At 65.0% G+C, this 20347-nt stretch carries 17 protein-coding genes and 1 pseudogene; 13 read left to right on the top strand and 5 right to left on the bottom strand.

Annotated features, from left to right (window positions below):
* The 4 genes and pseudogenes from RN743_RS04835 to RN743_RS04850 form a co-directional block, all read left to right on the top strand.
* Positions 1–232: pseudogene (locus tag RN743_RS04835) on the top strand (hypothetical protein); the annotation flags it as partial.
* A 6-nt stretch (positions 233–238) separates the two neighbouring features.
* The gene (locus RN743_RS04840) at positions 239–1495 is read left to right on the top strand and encodes an acyltransferase family protein (RefSeq protein WP_310776889.1); all 1257 of its coding nucleotides are present in this window, start codon (positions 239–241) and stop codon (positions 1493–1495) included.
* Positions 1496–1555: 60 nt separating this feature from the next.
* A complete protein-coding gene (locus RN743_RS04845; protein ID WP_310776893.1) occupies positions 1556–3913 on the top strand; it encodes an SLC13 family permease in 2358 nt (785 codons plus the stop codon).
* Between the two features lie 127 nt (positions 3914–4040).
* Complete coding sequence (locus RN743_RS04850; RefSeq protein WP_310776897.1) at positions 4041–6725, top strand: TonB-dependent receptor; 2685 nt, start codon at positions 4041–4043, stop codon at positions 6723–6725.
* Between the two features lie 64 nt (positions 6726–6789).
* Here the strand turns inward: RN743_RS04850 and RN743_RS04855 are convergent, their stop codons facing one another.
* Entirely contained in the window at positions 6790–7050 is a 261-nt protein-coding gene (locus tag RN743_RS04855; protein WP_310776899.1) for a hypothetical protein, read from the bottom strand.
* Positions 7051–7258: 208 nt separating this feature from the next.
* Between RN743_RS04855 and RN743_RS04860 the strand changes: the two genes are divergently transcribed.
* On the top strand, positions 7259–7744 hold the full coding sequence (locus RN743_RS04860; protein ID WP_310776902.1) for a hypothetical protein: 486 nt from the start codon (positions 7259–7261) through the stop codon (positions 7742–7744).
* Positions 7745–8474: 730 nt separating this feature from the next.
* Here the strand turns inward: RN743_RS04860 and RN743_RS04865 are convergent.
* Both RN743_RS04865 and RN743_RS04870 read right to left on the bottom strand, forming a co-directional pair.
* Positions 8475–9743, bottom strand: coding sequence for an AAA family ATPase (locus tag RN743_RS04865; RefSeq protein WP_310776905.1), 1269 nt, complete (start codon positions 9741–9743; stop codon positions 8475–8477).
* 279 nt (positions 9744–10022) lie between these two features.
* A complete protein-coding gene (locus RN743_RS04870; RefSeq protein ID WP_310776907.1) occupies positions 10023–10457 on the bottom strand; it encodes a DUF6526 family protein in 435 nt (144 codons plus the stop codon).
* 42 nt (positions 10458–10499) lie between these two features.
* Here RN743_RS04870 and RN743_RS04875 point away from each other — a divergent pair, with 42 nt between their 5' ends.
* From RN743_RS04875 to RN743_RS15980, 5 genes are all read left to right on the top strand, one after another.
* The gene (locus tag RN743_RS04875; protein WP_310776909.1) at positions 10500–12023 is read left to right on the top strand and encodes an amidohydrolase family protein; all 1524 of its coding nucleotides are present in this window, start codon (positions 10500–10502) and stop codon (positions 12021–12023) included.
* Between the two features lie 150 nt (positions 12024–12173).
* Positions 12174–12422 carry a multiubiquitin domain-containing protein gene (locus RN743_RS04880; RefSeq protein WP_310776912.1) on the top strand — a complete coding sequence of 83 codons (249 nt, stop codon included), beginning with the start codon at positions 12174–12176 and terminating at the stop codon, positions 12420–12422.
* Entirely contained in the window at positions 12419–12826 is a 408-nt protein-coding gene (locus RN743_RS04885) for a hypothetical protein (RefSeq protein ID WP_310776915.1), read from the top strand. The genes RN743_RS04880 and RN743_RS04885 overlap by 4 nt, the downstream gene beginning before the upstream one ends.
* The gene (locus RN743_RS04890; protein ID WP_310776918.1) at positions 12823–14307 is read left to right on the top strand and encodes a ThiF family adenylyltransferase; all 1485 of its coding nucleotides are present in this window, start codon (positions 12823–12825) and stop codon (positions 14305–14307) included. Before RN743_RS04885 ends, RN743_RS04890 begins: the two co-directional genes overlap by 4 nt.
* Before the next feature lie 156 nt (positions 14308–14463).
* A complete protein-coding gene (locus RN743_RS15980) occupies positions 14464–14637 on the top strand; it encodes an HNH endonuclease signature motif containing protein (RefSeq protein ID WP_343218987.1) in 174 nt (57 codons plus the stop codon).
* A 7-nt stretch (positions 14638–14644) separates the two neighbouring features.
* On the opposite strand, the gene RN743_RS04895 is transcribed toward RN743_RS15980, so the two are convergent.
* Both RN743_RS04895 and RN743_RS04900 read right to left on the bottom strand, forming a co-directional pair.
* Entirely contained in the window at positions 14645–15361 is a 717-nt protein-coding gene (locus tag RN743_RS04895; RefSeq protein ID WP_310776919.1) for an ImmA/IrrE family metallo-endopeptidase, read from the bottom strand.
* The gene (locus RN743_RS04900; RefSeq protein WP_310776929.1) at positions 15358–15972 is read right to left on the bottom strand and encodes a helix-turn-helix transcriptional regulator; all 615 of its coding nucleotides are present in this window, start codon (positions 15970–15972) and stop codon (positions 15358–15360) included. Before RN743_RS04900 ends, RN743_RS04895 begins: the two co-directional genes overlap by 4 nt.
* Here RN743_RS04900 and RN743_RS04905 point away from each other — a divergent pair.
* The 3 genes from RN743_RS04905 (at position 15971) to RN743_RS04915 (ending at position 20167) form a co-directional block, all read left to right on the top strand.
* Positions 15971–16522: a hypothetical protein gene (locus tag RN743_RS04905; protein WP_310776921.1), complete on the top strand. Its 552-nt coding sequence runs from the start codon at positions 15971–15973 to the stop codon at positions 16520–16522. The two genes, RN743_RS04900 and RN743_RS04905, sit on opposite strands and share 2 nt — an antisense overlap.
* 1102 nt (positions 16523–17624) lie before the next feature.
* The gene (locus RN743_RS04910; protein WP_310776923.1) at positions 17625–19175 is read left to right on the top strand and encodes a HEAT repeat domain-containing protein; all 1551 of its coding nucleotides are present in this window, start codon (positions 17625–17627) and stop codon (positions 19173–19175) included.
* Positions 19172–20167 (top strand): site-specific DNA-methyltransferase, encoded by a 996-nt coding sequence (locus tag RN743_RS04915; RefSeq protein ID WP_310776926.1) that lies wholly within the window; start codon positions 19172–19174, stop codon positions 20165–20167. Before RN743_RS04910 ends, RN743_RS04915 begins: the two co-directional genes overlap by 4 nt.
* Positions 20168–20347 lie beyond the last annotated feature (180 nt).

Below are 20347 nucleotides of genomic sequence, written 5' to 3' on the forward strand. Positions count from 1 at the left end.
CGTAAGTCACACGGTCACAGCAGGATGCGCGACCGTTTGCAAATGCCTCGGCAGCGGCCTCGTCCCGCTCCAGCTCGGCCTCACCATGGCGACGATACTGCGGGAGCTGGTACTGGAGCCGGTCGCGCCCGACCATGAGCTGCGCGTGAGGTCGTTCCCCACCATGCAGCCCGTCCGTTTCAGAATCCGCGTCCTGGGCCGGCGGACACACAGCGTCGCGATCACGGCGTAGCTCCGCGTGACCGGGACGCGGCCACAGACGCGGCCAGAGACGCGGCCACACGGGAGTCTTCCGCGATATCACGCCCTCGACCGGCTGCGTGCATCCATGATGCTGCTCGGGGTGGTTCGTCACGCCGCGGTGAGCTACGTGCCCACCGTCTTCTTCGAATGGCCGTACCGGGACGCCCAGGCCGACATGCTCTCCTGGTGGATGATCATCTTCATCCGCGTGTTTCACCTGCCCGTCTTCTTCGCGATCGCGGGGTTCTTTGCCGCGTACCTCGTCGAGACGCGCGGCACCCGGGAGTTCCTCAGGCATCGATGGAGCCGGATCGGGGTGCCGTTCCTGGTGGCCTGGCCCGTCCTGGCGGCCGCGATGTTCTTCATCGTGCCGTTCGCCGCCCAGTTCAGCGCCACCCCGCCGAACGCGGCCTACAGCCTCGCCGAACTGACCTCGGACAGGGCCCTGGACCATCTGTTCATGCACCTGTGGTTCCTCTACCACCTGTTGATCCTGTGCGTGGTCGCGAGCGCGCTTCGCCCGCTGGCCGCGCGGATCCCCGCGGGCGTGCGCGCCCGGGCGCTGGATCTCTGCGGGCGCTGGGTGCACCGGGGAGGCATCGCCGTGTTGATGCTGGCCGCGGGCCTCATCCTCTACCGGATGGAGTCGTGGGCGATCGACTACTACGCCGGCCCGTTCCCCGCCCCGCGCCAGTTGGCGCTGTACGGCCTGTTCTTCGGCTTCGGGTGGATGCTGTTTCGCAGGCGCGAGGCGCTGGAAGGTTTCAAGCGCCCCACGTGGGTTCTCCTCGCCGCCGGGATTCTGTGCTTCCTCGCGTACCGGCATTTCTTTGAGATCGGCTGTCCCCCGAGACCGGACAGGACGTGCGCGGGGGGCGGCGAGGCGCAGCATCTGCCGGCCGTCGTCTTCCTCGCGCTTTCCATGTGGTTCATGGCCTATGGCCTCATCGGCCTGTTCCTGCGCTACCTGAACAGGCCGAGCCCCCGCTGGCGGTACATGGCGGACGCGTCGTACTGGATCTACATCGTCCACGTGCCGTTCGTCATGCTGCTGCCTCTGCCCCTAGCGCGCGTGCCCCTTCCCGGGATCGTCAAGCTCACGCTGGTCTCGGTCGCGGCAATCGGCCTGATCCTGCTGACCTACCGCTACTTCGTCCGACCGACGTTCATCGGGAAGCAACTGAACGGACGCCGGCATCCACACCGGCATCCACGGCGCCGTCCCCGCCGGCATCCACGCTTGACCGCCTGAACCGAGTCCGAGATCCTGCAACGCTGTCCAGCGGTTTCCGAGCGGGAGGCAAAGGACTGAATGAACCTCGAGGTCTTCCTCGTCGGGGGGATTCTCCTGGTCGCGGTGGTCCTGTTCGTCACCGAGAAGATCCGGGTGGATCTCGTCGCGCTGATGGTGATGCTGGGGCTCGTGGTGACCGGCATCCTCGACGGCGAAGAGGCCATCATGGGCTTCGCCAACGAAGCCGTCATCACCATCGCTTCGGTGCTCGTCCTGAGCGGCGCGCTCATGCGGACCGGGGTGGCCCATTTCATCGGCCAGCGCGTGCTCGCGGCATCGGGCGATGGCGTCGGCCGCCTCACCGCGGTGATGATGGCCACGGTCGGCCTCCTGTCGGGCATCATGAACGACATCGGGATCACCGCCCTCATGCTGCCGGTCGTACTGGACATGGCCCGCCGCACCGGGACGCCGCCCTCCAAGCTGCTCATGCCCCTCGCCTTCGGATCCCTGCTCGGCGGGATGACGACCCTGATCGGAACGGCGCCGAACATCCTCGTGAACGGGGCGTTGCAGGATGGCGGGTTCGAGCCGTTCGGGATGTTCTCGTTCACGCCCGTCGGGCTGACCGCGCTCGCCGCGGGAATCGTCTACATGACCTTCCTGGGGCGGCGGCTGTTTCCGGACCGGGATCCGAAGAAGGAATCGACGCCCGCGGATCTGGGCGGACTTTACGACCTGCGCGGCCTGATCGGCATGCTGAGAGCCCCCGAGAATTCCACCCTGGCGGGCAAGACACTGCAGCAAAGCCGCCTGGGCCAGGCCCTGGGTCTGAACGTCGTCGCCGTGCAGCGAAGCGGACAGATGATCCTCGCTCCCGGGACGGACTTCGTCCTGAACGGGGGAGACGAGATGGTGGTCGAAGGAACCCTCGAGAGGTTCGAAGCTCTGCGCGCATGGAAGCAACTGGAGATCGAGTCCAGAGACCGGACTCTGGGGCGGATCACCGATGCCTCCGTCGAGGTGGCGGAACTGGAGCTGGCGGAAGATTCATCGCTGATCGGGCAGACCGTTCGCGAGGCGAATCTGCGCCGGACCCGCCACCTGCACGTCCTCGCGATTCTGCGCGGCGATCGGGCACACCGCACGGGATTGCGGCTCATGACGCTCGCTCCGGGGGACCGCCTGCTGGTTGCGGCGAAGAGCGGGCGCCTCGCCGCACTGGAGGAGGACAAGACCCTCGGAACGGTCCATTCGGTGCCGGCAGGAGAACTGATCTCCCGCTACCAGATGGAACGCAGGATTCAGAGCGTCAGAATCTCGGAAGAATCGCTGCTCGCCGGTCAGTTGCTCGCGGAAACCCGGCTGGCCGACGCGTTCGGGCTGACGGTGGTGGGCATCCTGCGGGCCCATGAGGAGCTGCTCATGCCGGACCCGGACACAAGACTCGAGGGAGGGGACGTCCTCCTCCTCCGGGGACGGTTCGAGGACCTCGAGATCCTGGAGGGGCTCCAGGAACTGACGGTGGGCGACAATCGTCCCCTGGACTTCAGCCGGTTGGAGTCCGACACCATCGGCTTGGCGGAGGCTTCGCTTTCTCCGCGCACGACGTTCGCGGGAAAGACGATCGAGGAACTCAAGTTTCGCAAGAGCTTCGGCGTTTCCATCCTTGCGATATGGCGGAACGGAGAGATCTACCGGAGCGGGCTCCCGAAAATGGAACTGCTCCCGGGCGATGCGTTCCTGCTTCACGGCGACAGGAACAAGCTTGCGCTCCTGGCGGAACACCCGGACTTCCTCGTCATGACCGAGGAAGCGGCGGAGGTGGTGCGAAGCCGGAAGGCGCCGGTCAGCGCCGTCATCATGGCAGGCGTCCTGACGTCGGTGGTCTCGGGCCTGCTGCCGATCTTCATCGCGGCGCCGATCGGGGCGGTCGCGATGGTGCTGACGGGGTGCCTCAACATCGAAGAGGCCTATCGGTGTATCGAGATGAAAGCGGTGGTCCTGATCGCTGGGATGCTCAGCCTGGGAATGGCGATGCAGGAGTCCGGAACCGCCGCGCTGGTGGCCGAGGCGGTGCTGGGATCGCTCGCGGACTTCGGTCCGCTGGCGGTGGTGGCGGGACTCTTCCTGATCACCGCGCTGTCCGCTCAAATGATGCCGACGGCGGCGGTGGCGGTGCTCATGTCGCCCATCGCACTCAGCACGGCCGTCAGTGAAGGGCTCTCGCCCCACGCGCTCATGATGACGGTGGCGGTGGCGAGTTCCTGCGCCTTCATGAGCCCGGTGGGACATCCGGTGAACCTGCTGGTGATGGGGTTCGGGGGATATCGGTTCGTTGATTTCATCAAGGCCGGATTCCCGCTGTTCATCCTGGTCATGGCGGTGGTCCTGACCGTGCTCCCGCTCGTCTGGCAGCTGGCGCCGGCGGGCTGAAGCCCGACGCTCAACGGACCCTGCGGACGGCCAGGTCCAGGCTCTACCGGGGCTGGCGTTTCTGCTATCTTACAGGATGGCGGGAGCGCAGGGATCGACGATCGCGGCAACAACCAGGGAGCCGGCCATGCAGAGTCGAAGCCAGTACCACACGACATTCGCCATCCTGGCTGTGGCGATGCTGAGCCCCATGCAGGTCATCGCCCAGCAGGCCGGCATCACGGGCCGGGTGACCGACCTGGAGACCGGCAGCCCCGTGAGCAACGCCGCCGTCGCGGTGCTCGGCCAGCCATCGGGCCCGGTCGTCGCCGACGAGTCCGGCGCCTTTCAGATCACGGTCGCGGCCGGCACCTACTCCATCCTCGTGACGCGGATCGGCTACGAGACGGCCCGCATTGACGGCGTCAGCGTCGAGGCGGGGGAAACGGAAACCGTCACGGTCGAACTCCGCTCCCGCGCGCTTGCGCTGAACCCGCTGGTCGTCACCGCATCGCGCCGCGAGGAGAAGGAACTCGACGCCCCGGCCTCGGTCTCGACGCTCACCGGCGAGCAGATCTCCCGGATGATCGCGCCCACACCCGCGGATCATGTCAGGACGCTGCCCGGGGTCGACCTCGCGAGCACGGGGCTCACGCAGAGCTACATGGTGGTGCGGGGATTCAACAACGTCTCGTCCGGACGGTTGCTCAGCATCGTGGACAACCGCTACGCGCGCATCCCGGCGCTGAGGATCAACGCCATCAACATGATCCCCACCACCGACATGGACATCGAGCGGATCGAACTGGCGCGCGGACCGGGGGCGGCGCTCTACGGTCCCAACGCGGCCGAGGGCGTCATGCACATCATCACGTCCTCGCCGATCGACAGGCCGGGCACGACGGTGTCGATGGCCGGCGGGGAGCGGTCCGTATTCCAGATGCTCTTCCGGAGCGCGAACGCCGTGTCGGAGCGCTTCGGAATCAAGGTGTCCGGCCAGTACCTGCGGGGGAACGACTGGGAGTACGTGGACCCCTGGGAGGTGGCGGCGCGCGAGGCCAGTCCCGGCCATCCGCGCATCGGCGTGCGCGACCCCGTCAACGAGCGCTACTTCGCGGACGTCCGCACCGACTTCCGGTTCTCCGATGACGGCGAGTTCATCCTGTCGGGCGGTCTCAACAACTCGCTGAGCAGCATTAACCTCACCAGCGTCGGGTCCGCGCAGACGCACGACTGGCAGTACCGCTACGGGCAGGCGCGGCTGCTCAAGGGCCGGCTGTTCGCCCAGTTCTTTCTCAACCAGACGCACTCGGGGGACAACAGCTATCTGCTGCGGAGCGGGGAGCTGATCGTCGACCGGTCGCGCACCATGGCGGCCCAGGTGCAGCACGGGTTCGACTGGGGCGCCCGGCAGCGCTTCACCTACGGGTTCGACTGGCAGCGCACCGAACCGCGCTCCGAGGGCACGATCTACGGCCGCAACGAGGACGACGATCTGCTGGTCGAGACCGGCGCCTATCTGCACTCCGAGACGGGTCTGGGCGACCGGTTCGACCTGGTGACCGCACTGCGGGTCGACCACCACAACCGCCTGACGGACGTCAACCTGTCGCCCCGGGCGGCGCTCGTGTTCCGTCCCGCGGAGGGCCACAACCTGCGCCTCAACTACAACCAGGCGTACGCGACGCCCTCGACGTCCGCCATGTTCCTGGACATCCCCACCGGCAGGCTCCCGATCGCGCCCGGCGTCGGATACACGCTGCGTGCGCACGGCGTCCCTTCCGGGGGACTCACCTTTTCGGACCGGTGCCAGGGGGGACTCATGGACCACTGCATGCGGTCCCCGTTCCTCCCGGGCCAGCTCCCCGCCAACGCCGCGCTGTTCTGGGACGCGCTGATCGAACAGTTCGCGCCCGCGACGCTGCGGCCCTTGCTGCTGGGGCCCGGCATGCGCCCCACCGATCCCGCGCTGGGCACGGTCTTCCGGCGTCTCAACACCGATGCGCTCGGACCGGCCGGTGGAGACGTATTCCCCCTCGACTCCGGGCCCGTCGAACTGCCCGAACTCGTCCCGACCGTCTTCAACAGCATCGAGGCGGGGTACAAGGGATTGATCCGGAACCGCGTACGGCTGGCCGTCGACGTGTATTTCGCCAACGTCGAGAATTTCGTCGGCGCGCTGAAGGTCGAATCCCCCAACGTCTTCCTCGACCCGGCCTCCACGGGCGCGTTCCTGGCGAGCCGTCTCGGGCCGCTGGTGCAGGCCGGGCATGTCACGACCGAACAGATCGCCGAACTGGCCGCCGGTCTCGCCGAAGTCCCGGTCGGCGCCGTCACTCCGGACCAGTTCGACGCGCCGGACCTGCTGCTGGCTTCGCGCAACTTCGGCTCGGCCAGCTACTGGGGCGCCGACTTCTCCACCCAGTTCATCGTCTCCGACCGGGTCAGCCTGACCGCCGCCTACTCCTTCCAGAGCAGGGAGTGCTTCGACTTTGACGAGGACGGGGACTGCCCCGGAAGCGACGACCTGGCGCTCAATGCCCCGAGCCACAAGGGCTCCGTGGGGTTCGCGTTCACCGACCGCGCCCGCGGATTCGTGCTCGACGGGCGCTGGCGCTTCACCGATGGTTTCGACATGAGGTCGGGCGTGTTCGCCGGGGCCGTGGACGCCTACCACGTCCTGGACCTGACGGCCGGCTATCAGCTTCCCTTCCAGCCGAACGCACGCCTCGAACTGACGGTGTACAACCTGCTCAACAACCTGCACCGGGAGTTCGTGGGGGCGCCGGAACTCGGAAGGCTGGCCCTGTTGCGGCTGCGCTACGACTTCTGAGATCGGCGATCCAGATATCGTTGGTGGGGATCGGGCGGCCCTTCGCTCGCAGGGCCGCCGCGATTCACTCCCGCATCGCCTCGTCGATCGTCTCGAAGTGCCTGAGCGCCCGTTCGATCTCGTCCGCCTCCGCGTCGCTCCAGGAGCCGATGAAACAATCCAGCGACGACCCGACCGCGTCCGCCGCCTGTCCGCCCTCCAGCCCCGCCCCCCGGCGCAGCAGTTTGACGGCGGCTCGGTTGAGCGATGTGCCGTCGCGGTTCGCCAAGCGGCGAATCGCCCCGGTCAGATCGTCCCCCAGGCCTCTAACGGTGAGCTGTTTCATATCCCGATCTCATTGTGACCACAGCCGGGTGTAGCCGGATCCGATGTCGTACCTGAGTGCCGTTTGGGCGTTCCCGTCGCCGTCGAACGCCCGAGGCTCAAGGGGATGCCTCGCGGCGGCCTGCTTGACCGTTATTGATATGGGGTTATCGTTACCGTCGAGATCATGTCCGAGGCGGGCAGATCCAATAACGGAACGAGGTGAAAACGTGAGACATCTTCAATCGAAACTGCCACTCGTCTTGGCGACCGCGGGACTGCTGGTCCTTGGCGCCTGCGGCGGCGACGACCCCATGGACCCCATGGACGACCACGAGGATCACGCCGAAGAAGTCGAGGGCGTGGTTCTGTCGCTGAGCGGCCAGACCATCGCGTCCTATGACGGACACGACGGAGCGTGGACCGGAGAACTCGAGGTCGAGCCGGGCGAGGAAACGGCCCACATCAGCGTGCAGTTCACAGACCACGACGGGCACGCAGTGACGCTCGGCAGTGACTTCTACCTGCGGGTGGACGTCGCGAACGAGTCCATCGCCGAGTTCGAGCAGGACTCTCCCGGCGAGTTCGGGGGACACCTGCACGGAGGGATGGAGGGCGACACCGAGGTCACCTTCAGCCTCATGCACGGGGCCGTCGGATCGGGGCACGCGGACTTCGTCACCGCACCCCTCCACGTGCACGTGCACGCCCACTAAGCAGCAGGGCTCAACCCGTCGCGGCAAGTCCCGAACACCCTCCCCGGAGCGGTTCCCGGGGAGGGTTCGCTGTTCAGATGCGCTCGGCCCCGGATCGGCGATTAGCTACGCGCGGGATACCACTCTCGTAAAGCGGTCCTGATTTTGCGAAACGCGGGGTCGCGGCATCCTGCGAGAGAGGTGCCCGCGGCGATCTCACCGAAGATTCGGGCCGAGCGCTTTCGCCGTGCTTCCCGCAAGCACTTGAGCATAGCGGCCTTCGGATCATGGGGCTTGGCCGTCCCAGGGTCCCAGAGTTTCTCGGCAGCCAACCAGGCGCGGAGCGCTTGATGTCCGCCCGTCCAACCAAGCGCGGTGCGGACGGCGGGTGAATCGGACCAGACCCACGTCTCAAGTTCCGGATCGATCACGACCGCCCTTCCCCGGTCCTCCCATCCGCTCAGGCGGAGCCCGTGCTCGACACCCGCCTCGATGTCCTCCCGTGACCCGGGATCTCCGCAACCGTGGCGGTCAAAAACCACGAGGGCATGATCGAATCGGTGACTAAAGGGCCGGAGAAACTCGGTGGCGTAAACCCGGCACCCGGGATCGCGGCCTGGATGCCGCCGGATATCGTACTGGAACCGCGATACTCCCAGAGCTTCCGGGCGGGCAAACAGCTCCGTGAGGGTCTCCTCGGTATCTCGATCCGCAGCCACCACGATCAGCCCACCGGTGCCCGGCTCCACGGTCACCCGATCACCCCTTTGGCGAACAGAACGGTCTTGTCGATCGAGCCTTGCCAATTTCGGAGGAGCGGGTGTTCGCTGCCGACGACGACATCGCTCGCCCCTTCGGCATTCTTGTCGAAGCAGAGAATCTCGTGTGGTTCCACGAGCGCGAGGAGCGACGGAGAGTGCGTAGTGACGAGCACCTGTGCGTCGTAAGCGGACGACAGCGAATCGCGAATTCCCTCCAGGGCAAGGGGATGAACGCCGTTTTCCGGTTCTTCCAGGAGGTATATCTCGCCGTCACCGGGTATGTACGCGAGAAGGGTCAAGGCCAGCAGCCGCAACGTACCGTCGGATGCCGTCCATGACGGGACCTCCATTCCTGTATCGTATTGGAGCATGAGATACGCGTGACGGTCCTCGGAGCGCACGACCACGGAGACATCCTCCAGATCGGCCAGAATGGTTCGCACGTGGCCCAGCCATTCCTTGTAGTCGGCTGGGTGGCGTTCGCGGAGACGCTTGATGACCCAGGGCAGGTTGGACCCATCGACGGCGAACCCGTTCGTACCGAATTCGGGTGGGCTGGCGCGTCGCATGGCAACCGTGTCCAGGAAGACGGGCTTGATTCCAGCTTCAAGCTTGCGCTTCACGTACGTGGCCACTGGGAACTTCTCGGGCGATTCCGGCAGGTTGCCCAAGGTGGAGCGGTAGGGACCGAAGGCGATCGTCGTGACCCACCCCTTCCCCGCCTCGGGGTCCGTCTCGACGTAGTAGCTGTCGGTCCCGCGCAGCGACTTGCTCGCCACTGACCTCGTACCGCGCCTCCCTCTGCCCAACAGTATGCTGGGGGGTGGCGTGAGAGGGTCGGGGAACAACTTCTTTTGCGCCGGTGGCACGGACTTCTGCGCAGGCATCAGCAGGGCGCGCTCGGACGTGATGCGAACGCCCTTGTCGTCCCCCTGGATTGCGATCTCATAGCGGAAGTTGCGGAAATCCTTCTCCGCCGGAAGCCTTTCGCGGAGATTCGCGGGGACATCCAACTCGATCGCCAACTCGAACCCGATGTCCCCTGACGGACGCCCCCATACCAGATCCTGGAAGTTCGATGTCCGTTCTCCGACGGCCGACTCCAGTCCGTCGCGAACCAGATCCCCGAGGAACGTGAGCGCATCAAAGAGCGTGCTCTTCCCGCTGGCGTTGGGACCGATGAGCATGTGGAAGCGATCAAGCGACACGTCAACGTACCGCAGGCATCGGTAGTTCAAGGCTTGGATCCTACGGATCATGGCTTCTCTCCCCGGACGTCGCGGGCGCGTGGCCCATCGCCCCGCGCACCGAGGAACCCCGGCCGCGGCAGCTGTAATCCGAAATCTCGCCCTTCACCGCTTTCTCAAGCCCGGTCACGACGAGATCCCTTGCGGATACATGTGGCTCCGGTGCCCCTCATGGCAATGTGCGCCTTCGACTCCGCGAGTTCGACCGTTCGGTACTCATACACGATCTCGACTCGCCCGCGTTCCGGCGCCGGGGCGTACCCGCGATCTCCTTCCCGCAAGATCTTCATCTCAGATGCGCTGGTGGTCGGGGCGCCAGTCTTCGACGGCCTGTTTGATGGAGTCCCGGCTCGTCAGTTCGCCCGCGAGGACCCGGCGTACCAATCCGGGCAGTTCCGCGTCGGAGGCGAAGCGGAGGGCGATGAGCTGGTCCGTCGTCAGCTGCCCGATGTCGCCCTTCAGGTCGTCCGGCAGAAGCCTCTCCAGGCGGAGGCGCTCCTCCAGGCGGATCACCCGATCCTGAACGCCCGTTGCGAAGCGCCGCGCGGAGAGAAGGGCGATCGCGGTGCAGGCGGCGACCACGAACAGGGCCAGGGTTCCCGCGCTGAAGTCCACGACGAGCAGGATTCCGACGCCGAGGGTCGCGGCCGTTGAGAGAAAGGCGCCCGCGAGGAACAGCGGTGGGGGGCGCCTGGCGTGGTTCGCGTAGTTCTGGGGCTGGGGCATTGCAATCCTCGATTCCGGTGCGGTACGTCACGCGGAAGAGTAATGTCCATCAGCGCCGCCCGCCGCCCGGAGGATCCCATGGCCGCCTCGAAGGACTTCGCCGCCCACCCGCTCCACGCCGCCGCCGCGGCGGCCGCCGTGCTCCTCGCGACGCTGGCCGCGCCCGGCCCGGCCGAGGCCACCGCGGTCGAAGCCGCCACGATCCTCCAGGAGATCCTCATCAGCGGGGGCACCGTGGTCACCTCGGAGGGACGGTTCGACGCGGACGTGCGGGTGCGGGACGGGACCATCGTCGAGATCGGGACCGGACTGGCCGCGGGGGCCGGCGCCCGCGAGATCGATGCCACCGGGCTGCTGGTCATGCCGGGCGGGGTGGATCCGCACGTCCACCTGGGGGGACGCACCCGCGACGATTACCGCACCGGGTCGCAGGCGGCGCTCGCGGGAGGCATCACCACCATCTCGAACTTCGCCTTCCCGGCCGAGGGGCGGACGCTCGCCCAGGCGATCGAGCGCGAGACGGCGCTCATCCGTGAGCAGGCGATCGCGGACGTCATCCTGCACGCGGGCATCAACGACCCCGCGACCCAGGAAGGCCAGGTGACCACCCTGGCCGCCGAAACCGGCCAGACCAGCACCAAGATCTTCATGGTGCGGACCGTGTTCGACGCCGACGTGCCCGACTACATGGCGACCATGGACGCGGCCGGGCGCGCCGGCATGCTGAGCATGGTGCACTGCGAGGACGGGCCCATCCTCGCCCGCGCGGTGGCCCAACTCACCGCCGCCGGACGCACCTCGCTCGAGTACTTCCCGGACAGCCGGCCCGTGGTCGGCGAAGTCGTCGCCACCCAGCGCGCGGTCGCCATGGCCGAGGCCACCGGGGCGCCCATCTACGCGGTCCACGTCTCCTCCGCGGGCGCACTGCGGGTGCTGCAGGATGCCCGCGACCGCGGGCTCAACGTCTTCGTCGAGACCCGCCCCATCTACCTCCACTTCACGCGCGAGCGCTTCGAGGGCCCCGACCGCGGGCTCTACGTGGGACAGCCGCCGCTTCGCGAGCAGGCCGATCAGGACGCCCTGTGGGCGGGCATCGCCAGCGGATCCGTGCACGTCCTCGCCACGGACCACGTCGCCTATCGACGCGACGAGAAGCTGGACCCGTCGCAGACCATCAGCCGGCACCGCGCCGGCCTGAGCAACCTCCAGGTGGTACGGCCGATGCTCTATTCCGAGGGCGTCGTCCAGGGACGCATCTCCGAGGAGCGCTTCGTGGCCGTGACCTCGACCAACGCCGCCAAGCTCTTCGGCCTCTACCCGCGCAAGGGCACGGTCGCGGCGGGCTCCGACGCTGACATCGTCCTCTGGGACCCGGACGAGACGCGCACCATCCGCGACGGGGACATGCTCTCCGGCGCCGGCTTCTCGGTCTACTCGGGGTGGGAAGTCACCGGCTGGCCCGTGATGACGCTGCGCCGAGGCGAGGTGGTGTACGAGAACGGGGAGATTCGGGCCGGGCCGGGGAGCGGTGAGTTGCTGCGCCGCGGGAGGTGGCGGGCGCCGTAGCTCGCGACCCGACCGTCAGTGCTTAGCGGAGTTTCCCTCGGGGCTTGATCAATCGGGCGATGAAGATTACTGTTTACTGAACCGTAGACGCGCCGGCGTAACCGGCTACGCGTCAGGACTCATCGAGCCGATAGCCACAGGGAGCCGAAAATGGCAGCACAGGTGCTGAATAAGGGACCCGTCGAGATCACCGTGAACAACCACCGCGTGAAGATCCACTCTCCAGCCACAGGCCTCGAGATCAAGCAGGCTGCGGTGGATGCCGGCATCCCGATCGAACTGGATTTCATCCTGGAGCGGGAACAGGGTGACGAGGCGGTTGAGATCGCGGACGATGAAAAGATCGACCTTCACGACGACGACAAGTTCACGGCGGCCGACGGCGACGACAACGCATGACCAGTGAGGAACTGGCCCCGAGCGTGGTCGCAGCGATCCGTGAACTGGAAGATGCGTTTCCGGATTCCAAGATCAGCTGGAGGGCAGACTCCCAAGGCGGCGCATTCGTGACGATTGAAGATGTGCCGCTGAATCCGGAGATCTTCGTACAAGCCGGCACGTGGGTGGGCTTTCGTATCGGATTCCAGTATCCGGCAGCGGAAGTCTACCCACACCATGTCCGACCGGATCTGGCGCGGAAGGATGGCAGACCGATCTCCGGGAAGGGATTCCACCCCGACAAGACCTTCGAAGGCCGCGCGTCCCTAATGCTCTCCCGGGTCAGCAAGCGTCGCGATGCCCGCGAAGACACTGCGCTGACGAAACTCCGTCGAGTTCTGGTCTGGCTCGAGCAGCGCCCATGAGCAGATCCTTCGACCTGGTCCTCCCCGAACAGCTCAGCAGAGATCTCTTCCTGCATCTCTTCTCCGATGGCGACGAGCACGGCGCCGTCCTGTCGGCAGGTGTCGTGGATACCCCCCGCGGCCTCCGTTTGCTTGCCCGGGAACTGTTCATAGCGAGAGATGGCATCGATTACGTGGCAGGACGGACCGGCTACCGCATGCTAACGGCCCGTTTCGTGGCCCATCACGCTCGTCACTGCCGGGACCAGGGTCTCGCCTACCTTGCCGTACACAACCACGAAGGCGTGGACTCCGTGCGTTTCAGCGACACGGACCTCGCATCTCACCAGCGAGGATACCCTGCGCTTCTGGACATCGTTAACGGACCACCCGTTGGAGCTCTGGTGTTCGCCGAGCGCGCAGTTGCGGGCGAACTCTGGATCCGAATCGGGGATCGAATCCCGCTTCGAGAAGGCCGTGTAACGGGCCGGTCCATTGAACGGCTGTACCCCTCGCCCAGGAAGGCTCCTGCCCACGCTGAATCGATCTACGATCGCCAGGCTCGGCTCTTGAGCGACCATGGACAGGAGCTACTCTGCAGCACGAAGGTCGGCGTCATCGGCGTCGGGGGCGTCGGGTCGTGGGTCGTCGCGAATCTGGCGCACCTCGGGGTCGGTGAGATCGTGGTTGCCGACCCGGATCGCATCGAGGCCACCAATCTTCCTCGTGTACTCGGCGCCACGCGCTTCCAGGCGCGAACCTTCCTGACCAGGTACGGTGGCCGGCTGGAACGCATCGGTCGACGTCTCGCAACGCACAAGGTCAAGATCTCACGCCGTGTAGCGAAGCGTGCGCGTCCGCGTGTTGCTGTCGACTGCTCGCCCAGCGACATCGTTGACGACGCCACGGCCCAGCGATTCCGCGACTGCGATTATATTTTCCTCGCCGCCGACACTCACCAAGCGCGCTGTGTCTTCAACGCCCTCGTCCATCAGTTCCTGATTCCGGGGGTTCAGATCGGCACGAAGGTCCAGCACAACAACGACACGGATGAAATCGACGATGTGTTCGTGAACGTTCGGCCCGTGATCCCGGACTTCGGCTGCTTCTGGTGCGCCGGCCTGATCGATGGTCGGAAGTTGCAACTGGAAGCGATGTCAGAAGACGAACGTAGAGGGCAGGAGTATATCGACGGCGCGCCAGCAGCGAGCGTTGTGACGTTGAACAGCGTCGGGGTCGGTTTGGCAGTGAATGATTTTCTCTTCGCGTGGACAGGGCTACACCCCCGGAACGCCGAACGGCTGAGACGTCACCTGCGGCATTACCCGCGCGAAAACCGGCTGCTGAACAGAACCCCGACCGAGCGTCAACCGCGCTGCACCGACTGTGCTATATCGAACGGAAGCCGCTTCGCCCGCGGCGACAATTGGGACCTACCCACGGCGCGGTCAGGCCGTACGAAGACGAATCGCCGGCTCCGTCGTTCTCATGCTTCCCGTTAGCTTGGCTAGGAGGAATTTGCAGTGTTGAGACAACCAAACACCACCCGACACGGCCACGGCTTTTCGCCAGCAATGGTCGAGGCAGTCTGGCAGAAGGGCATACCGGTTCCGCACAGCGACCCAAGGCTCTATCGCAGAGACGAATGTGGCGCCTTGATGCACCGCCACCTGCACGGAAACACCGGATCCCCATTCGGCTGGGAAGTAGATCACGTATGGCCCGTCGCCAAGGGAGGTAGCGACGACCTATCCAATCTCCAGCCACTCCAGTGGCAGAACAATCGCCACAAGTCTGACCACTGGCCGTGGGCTTGCGCCGTTACTGGCTAGCTACATGCTATGGACGGCCTCGCAAGAACGTGGGCTCGTCCGTCACGTACCCCCTCGATTTCAGTGCGATCGCCATCGCTTGGCGGGACACTTCGAAGGCATCGCAGAGCGAGGTCGAGATACCGCGGGTCGTTCGATAGGCCAGCTCGCTCGCCGTTTCGTAAGCTGTACTCCCCGGATCCGTAACGACCTGCGACTTCCCGAAACGGCGCAGGAATTCACGGCGCAGCAGGGACCCGGGTATCAGGAGGTGAGCAGCGAAACGGTTCGCTTGCACCTCTTCCGGCGGGGGCTTCACGTTGGAGAAGATGTTGCGATTCAGGCTGACCATGTGAAACTGGGTGTCCTCCGTATCAAACAAGCCGTCTGACCGCTCGGCGCGCGCCCGAAGGTGGAGGGGTCGATGCAGTCTCCAGTGGCCAACTTCGTGACACACCGTGAATCGGCATCTGCCCTTGAGTCGCCCCTTGCTGTGCGGTGTCTTCAGACTGGCACAGATTTCGATCTGATTCCGGAAAGGCCACATCCGCCCCAGAATTTGGTCGCCATCTTCGTAGCCAAGGACGTTCTCGTCGTCGAACGCCAGTTGCTCCGTCTCGGCAAGGACGTCAAACAACACCGTGTCGAGGTCAACTGGAACTGGGATTTTGCGCCCAAAAGCCTGAGTCAACAGGCCGTCGGCGGCGCATTCGATGTCGTCGTCTGATAGGTAAGGGTATCTCACGTGTCGCTATCCAAATCCCGTAGTAGTTTCTTCTTTCGGGAGTCCGAAAGGCTGTGAACGCGCCTGTACAGCGCCACATCCAGGCGCGATTCGGGGAAAGCATCGCCGGGCATGCGCCCAGCTAGTCCGAGCAACTCGTCGACGTCCAAGGACAGTACCCTTGCCAGCTCCACCAGGGTCTCTTCACTGACCTTCGGAGCGGGGTCGCTGTTCTCCAACACCGAGATGAAGGCTGGCGACTTCCCTACCAGCTCGGCGAGCTTGCGGAGACTCAAGCCCACGTCCTCCCTAGCGTTCGATATCCGAGTGCCAAGACTTGAGCCCATGGTTCCCCCCGGGGACGGCGTTGCGTTAGTCGTCTGCCGAACGGTAGACACCCATGTCGTCCCCGGCAACTTCAACCGGGCCGCGCGTGGCCCGACCCCGTGCACGACGCGAACCGTTTCGGACGCTTTCCGGGCGTCGGGGGCTTCTGAGTCGGATTCGGTCGCACGTGGCGATTCCTCAACGTATCGGCGGAGGGGTTGATCGACGCGGCTCCCCACTGTTGACAGCCCGCGATGCTCCCGTCGACCATACGGGACAAGATCCCATTCCCCGGCACCTGTCATGTTGATCACGCACACATACCTGTCCAGGACACGCGGTTCCTACAGATACCTCTTCTTCCTGCTGGTGGAAGACTATGTTCAAGAGCAACAAGAGTTCTCGAAGGCACTGCATGCGAGCTTGGAGCGCTTCGGACGCGACCTGCAGGATGAAGCCGCGCTCGTACGTCCCTTCGCCGGCGACATCGAGGCCACTCGACGGCAGGTTCTGAACAAGCGTTGGCCGGCACGCGCGAGGCGGCGGATCCAGACCACACCCAGCCTGCTGATGATCGACCGCGACTTCGACACGTTCAACCCGGAGCAGCATCCGTGGCTCCAGATCAGGATTCCCTTGCATGGACGCGAAGCCGAGACGGGCCGGGCGCTTCAACGCCTGGCGGGACTGATCACATCCGAGTTCGATGAGGACGTCTTTCGTCGCGCCCGCAGAATTGCCCGCCGAAGCCAACTCGAGCTCGACGGGATCCTGCAGATCCGACCGGGCATCTTCGGAGTCAGCCTGGACTTGTGGGAGTTGGGAAGGAACGTCCGGCTGCTGTTTGGTTCTTAGAAGGGGTTGAAGCGGCAAGGCGACGCAAACGCGGGAGGGACGGTGGCAGTCAGGAGACCGGCGTTCCGCCCGCGAAACCGAGTTGTCGCTCGTCGCCCAGTCGCGATTCGGCCCGGGCCAGGCGTCCGGCCATTCCGCGGACGGGTCGCCGGCGGAGGCGCAACCGCCCGCCGAGGAGAACCTCGGGTCTCTCCGCCGGTTCGGCGATCCCGAGCCAGTTCGCCGTTCGGCTCTCACCGGGGCTTGTGCGGAGACGATGTTCAAGACGTGAGGCGTCGCCGGTGAGCCGTAGAGATGCCCCGTCGCAACTTGATGATGCGCGGTTGAGATTGAGGCGGACCGTAGAGTTACAGCCGGTCAGAGGCGAGAATACCTTGGAGTGGAGACGTATCGGCGTAGAACGTTCAGCGGGGCAGGCGGCTAGTGCGGTCGGCGCCTCGCCAGGCACGGGCGGAAGCGGCTGTGTCCGGGTCGGGCGTAGCGATGCTCCGCTTCAACACGTTGATACGCCGGAAACCCGGCGCTGCGCCCCGACGTTGCCCTCGGTATCCGAAAAGGGTCGGACAACATCGGAAATCATTACCAAACAGAACCCTTACGAGCCCGCCACAACCACCCAAATGAAGGAGCCTGGAGGCGGAGCCACGCTATCGGTCGGAGAGGCCGGCGGAGGTCACGAAATTCGGGCGTAGCAAGGCGCTGATGATGCGCAGTTGAGACCGCGGCGGACCTTGGTGTTACAGCCGGTCAGGCTCCGAGGACATCTTCCCCGGGTGCCGAGACCGTCACCTGTGCAACCAGCATGTCAGGGTCCATGATGAACGCACGATTTCGGGTCACGACCCCAGGAGGGCTTCCTGGGATAGCGCTCCGACGGGTCGAACTGATTGATTTCCCAAGACTTCCTGCTGCCCGACCTCGGGCGCGGGTCGGGCTCTTGCCTGTGCAGCAGGTGATCATTCGGGCGGTTGCAGGGGGGGCAGGGGCGTTGCCAGCGGACGCTCGATGGGGATCCGCGTGCGAATCGAGAGACGGCACCGCGGGTCACGTGGCCGATCGCCTCCGCGTTCGCTGGCCCTGGTCCCTCGGGTTAGATTCCACCATGCCACCGCTCGCCCTCAAGCCTGATGCCAGCTTCTTTCGGAAGATTGCCCTCGGTGCGGTCGGCAGCCGACACGTGGCGCAGGATCTGGAGCGGATGGGACACCAGGTCGTCGAGCTCGAACGCGGCGCGATGGACACGAAGCTCTGGAAAGATGTCAAGCGCAAGCGCGTCCGTATCCCCGACCTCGTTTGCGAGCGGTGCGGGCTTCGCATCGAGAGCCGCGCGAAGACGCGGCCCGACTTGTCGATGTCCCATAGCTCCGCGGACCATGAGCGTGCGTGGGATTTCGGTATGGTGAACGCCGACGTAATCGCCTTCCCGGTGTGCAAGGCAGGCGAGGACGAACAGTGGAGCGCCGGTCGGCTGCAGGAGCCGGTCTCCTATTGGCACGAACGCAACTGGATCCGGTGGCAGGCTGAAGGCTCGGTGAACTACGTGCGCGTCGCGCAGTTCAGGGCCGTGCCGCAGGACGGTGAGACAACCAAGGGCGTCACCGAAGGATCGGAGACCAGCGTCACGTGGAAGGCGTGGTTCTCCAGCCGAGACGGCTTCGTAGAATCGGTCGCGGGTCAGAAGATCACGACTGTGCGAGCCAGCGATGGACATCGTTACACTCGGACGGTTCCCGACGAGCTCCGAATCACCGTAGCCCCTGGCGACGAAATCGCGCGCAATCAGATCCTCGCGTCGAGAGTCACGCCGGAGAAGGACGACGACCTGCGCTGCCCCGGTGTGTGGCCTGAGGGGCACCTCTTGCAGCTTCTGGCGTCCCGCGAGCGAACCCAACGGTTCACCGGAGTGAAGCTCTCGAGGCTCCGACGGAACGACTCCGTTTGGAGGACCGTTGCGAATCTTGAGCGCGATGATGAAGAGGACATGTACATCCGATTGGAGGCGGCAGCGTACCTCGTCGCCGTTCGTGGCGCGAGCGCGGAGGACCTTTTCGCGCCGTACCTGGCGAGCCCCGATCAGCAGATCCGGCTCGAGGCCGTGATTTCGTTGGGGGAAGCTGGCACCGATGAGTGCGTGAGGATGCTGAGCGCGATCCTGGACGATGACCAGCATCCGTACTTCGCCCGTAGCGCGGCGGCTTGGTCCTTGAGTCGCATCGGCGGTTCGAAAGCGTCCTCACGCCTCGTGCGGGCGTTCGGGGATGTGGATCAAGACCTCCGCGAAGAGGCTCTGGAGGGTATCGTCAGCCTAGACTCAGATGCGGTACCCTTACTCCTTTCCGGGCTGCAGGAGGTGGATCCAGCGATAGCGGCGGGATGTGCCGAGGCGCTGCGCCAGCATGGCGCGCTATCGGACGGGACTATCGGAGAGCTGACGGCGCAGCTTGCCAGCGGGAATCCCTCCGTATGGACCGTGTGGTTGGCTGGTCACCTGCCTAGAGAACGGTTGGCGGGCCCGGTTGCGGATCTCCAGAAAACGGCACCGGAGCTCCACTACGCGATTACGCTGCTTTGGTCGTTCGTCGAGAGCTGGATAGCGGAGCGGTGGGAACTGCAGCCGGATGCGAACTTCCCAGATGCGGATGGTGGACGATGAAGCTGGACCTTCCGAGCGACAAACAGGTGTATCGGACGCCCCGCGGTCTCCAGCTCTGCGGGGACAGCGCGGAGCTGCTCAGGCACCTGCCGGAAGAATCGGTGGACTTGGTCATGACCAGCCCGCCCTTTGCGCTGTTGCGGCAGAAGGCTTACGGCAACAAAAGGCAGGACGAGTACGTCGAATGGCTGGGGCGGTTTGGAGAAGCTGCTCTCCGTGTGCTGAAAGACAGTGGCAGCTTCGTTCTCGACCTCGGCGGAGCCTACAAGCGCGGCAAACCCGTGCGGTCGCTCTACAACTACCGCGTCCTGCTGGACTTCTGCGATCGCCTCGGCTACGAGTTGGCAGAAGAGTTCTTCTGGTTCAATCCGTCGAAGCTTCCGTCGCCGATTGAATGGGTCAACAAGCGGAAGATCCGAGCCAAAGATTCGGTAAACACGGTCTGGTGGTTTTCGCGTTCGGCAGAGCCGAAGGCGGATGTCACCCGTGTCCTAGTGCCGTATTCCGAGAGTATGAAGAAGCTGCTCAAGAACCCCGAAAAGTACTACCGGCCCAAAGCGCGACCTTCCGGGCACGATATCGCGAAGGCCTTCGGCAAGGACAACGGTGGCGCGATTCCATCGAACCTGCTCCAGATTCCCAATACGGAGAGTAATTCGAGCTATCTGCGGTTGTGCAAGATGCTGAAGCGAGACAGACACCCAGCGAGATTCCCCAGCGCGCTCCCGCGGTTCTTTATCCAATTCCTCACCGATCCGGAAGACGTGGTCCTGGATATTTTCTCTGGCTCCAACACCACGGGGCAGGTCGCGGAAGAACTAGGTCGTCAATGGATCAGCATGGAGCTTAGCCGAGAGTACGCTGCCCTTTCAGCCGTGCGCTTCATGGAAGGTTGGAGCGATGACGAGGTACGCGCTACCGTCTCTAGGCTCGATGCTGGCGAAATGATCGAAATCGACCTCGGCTTATTGTTCCAGGCGGTGCCGGGGTAAGGACCGACCGCACTCTGAAGGTCAGCGATGCAGGGCCTCCCACCCGCTAATGCAGAATCGAGAAGCTGTACGCGGAGCGCGGATCTGCGGTCTACAGTGATGTTGGGTGAGGGGTTCACGCCCCTAGCTAGTTCTCGTCCGCAAACTCGCAAGTTGTTGATGTATTGTTAGATGTATCAC

The sequence above is a fragment of the Candidatus Palauibacter scopulicola genome, from assembly GCF_947581915.1.
Classification (GTDB): Bacteria; Gemmatimonadota; Gemmatimonadetes; order Palauibacterales; family Palauibacteraceae; genus Palauibacter; species Palauibacter scopulicola.

Coding starts and splice junctions, on each gene's coding strand:
- RN743_RS04880 (WP_310776912.1), top strand. CDS start 12,174: ATGGCAGCACAGGTGCTGAATAAGGGACCCGTCGAGATCACCGTGAAC.
- RN743_RS04875 (WP_310776909.1), top strand. CDS start 10,500: ATGTCCATCAGCGCCGCCCGCCGCCCGGAGGATCCCATGGCCGCCTCG.
- RN743_RS04910 (WP_310776923.1), top strand. CDS start 17,625: ATGCCACCGCTCGCCCTCAAGCCTGATGCCAGCTTCTTTCGGAAGATT.
- RN743_RS04905 (WP_310776921.1), top strand. CDS start 15,971: ATGTTGATCACGCACACATACCTGTCCAGGACACGCGGTTCCTACAGA.
- RN743_RS04870 (WP_310776907.1), bottom strand. CDS start 10,457: ATGCCCCAGCCCCAGAACTACGCGAACCACGCCAGGCGCCCCCCACCG.
- RN743_RS04855 (WP_310776899.1), bottom strand. CDS start 7,050: ATGAAACAGCTCACCGTTAGAGGCCTGGGGGACGATCTGACCGGGGCG.
- RN743_RS04850 (WP_310776897.1), top strand. CDS start 4,041: ATGCAGAGTCGAAGCCAGTACCACACGACATTCGCCATCCTGGCTGTG.
- RN743_RS04845 (WP_310776893.1), top strand. CDS start 1,556: ATGAACCTCGAGGTCTTCCTCGTCGGGGGGATTCTCCTGGTCGCGGTG.
- RN743_RS04865 (WP_310776905.1), bottom strand. CDS start 9,743: ATGATCCGTAGGATCCAAGCCTTGAACTACCGATGCCTGCGGTACGTT.
- RN743_RS04915 (WP_310776926.1), top strand. CDS start 19,172: ATGAAGCTGGACCTTCCGAGCGACAAACAGGTGTATCGGACGCCCCGC.
- RN743_RS15980 (WP_343218987.1), top strand. CDS start 14,464: ATGCACCGCCACCTGCACGGAAACACCGGATCCCCATTCGGCTGGGAA.
- RN743_RS04900 (WP_310776929.1), bottom strand. CDS start 15,972: ATGACAGGTGCCGGGGAATGGGATCTTGTCCCGTATGGTCGACGGGAG.
- RN743_RS04885 (WP_310776915.1), top strand. CDS start 12,419: ATGACCAGTGAGGAACTGGCCCCGAGCGTGGTCGCAGCGATCCGTGAA.
- RN743_RS04890 (WP_310776918.1), top strand. CDS start 12,823: ATGAGCAGATCCTTCGACCTGGTCCTCCCCGAACAGCTCAGCAGAGAT.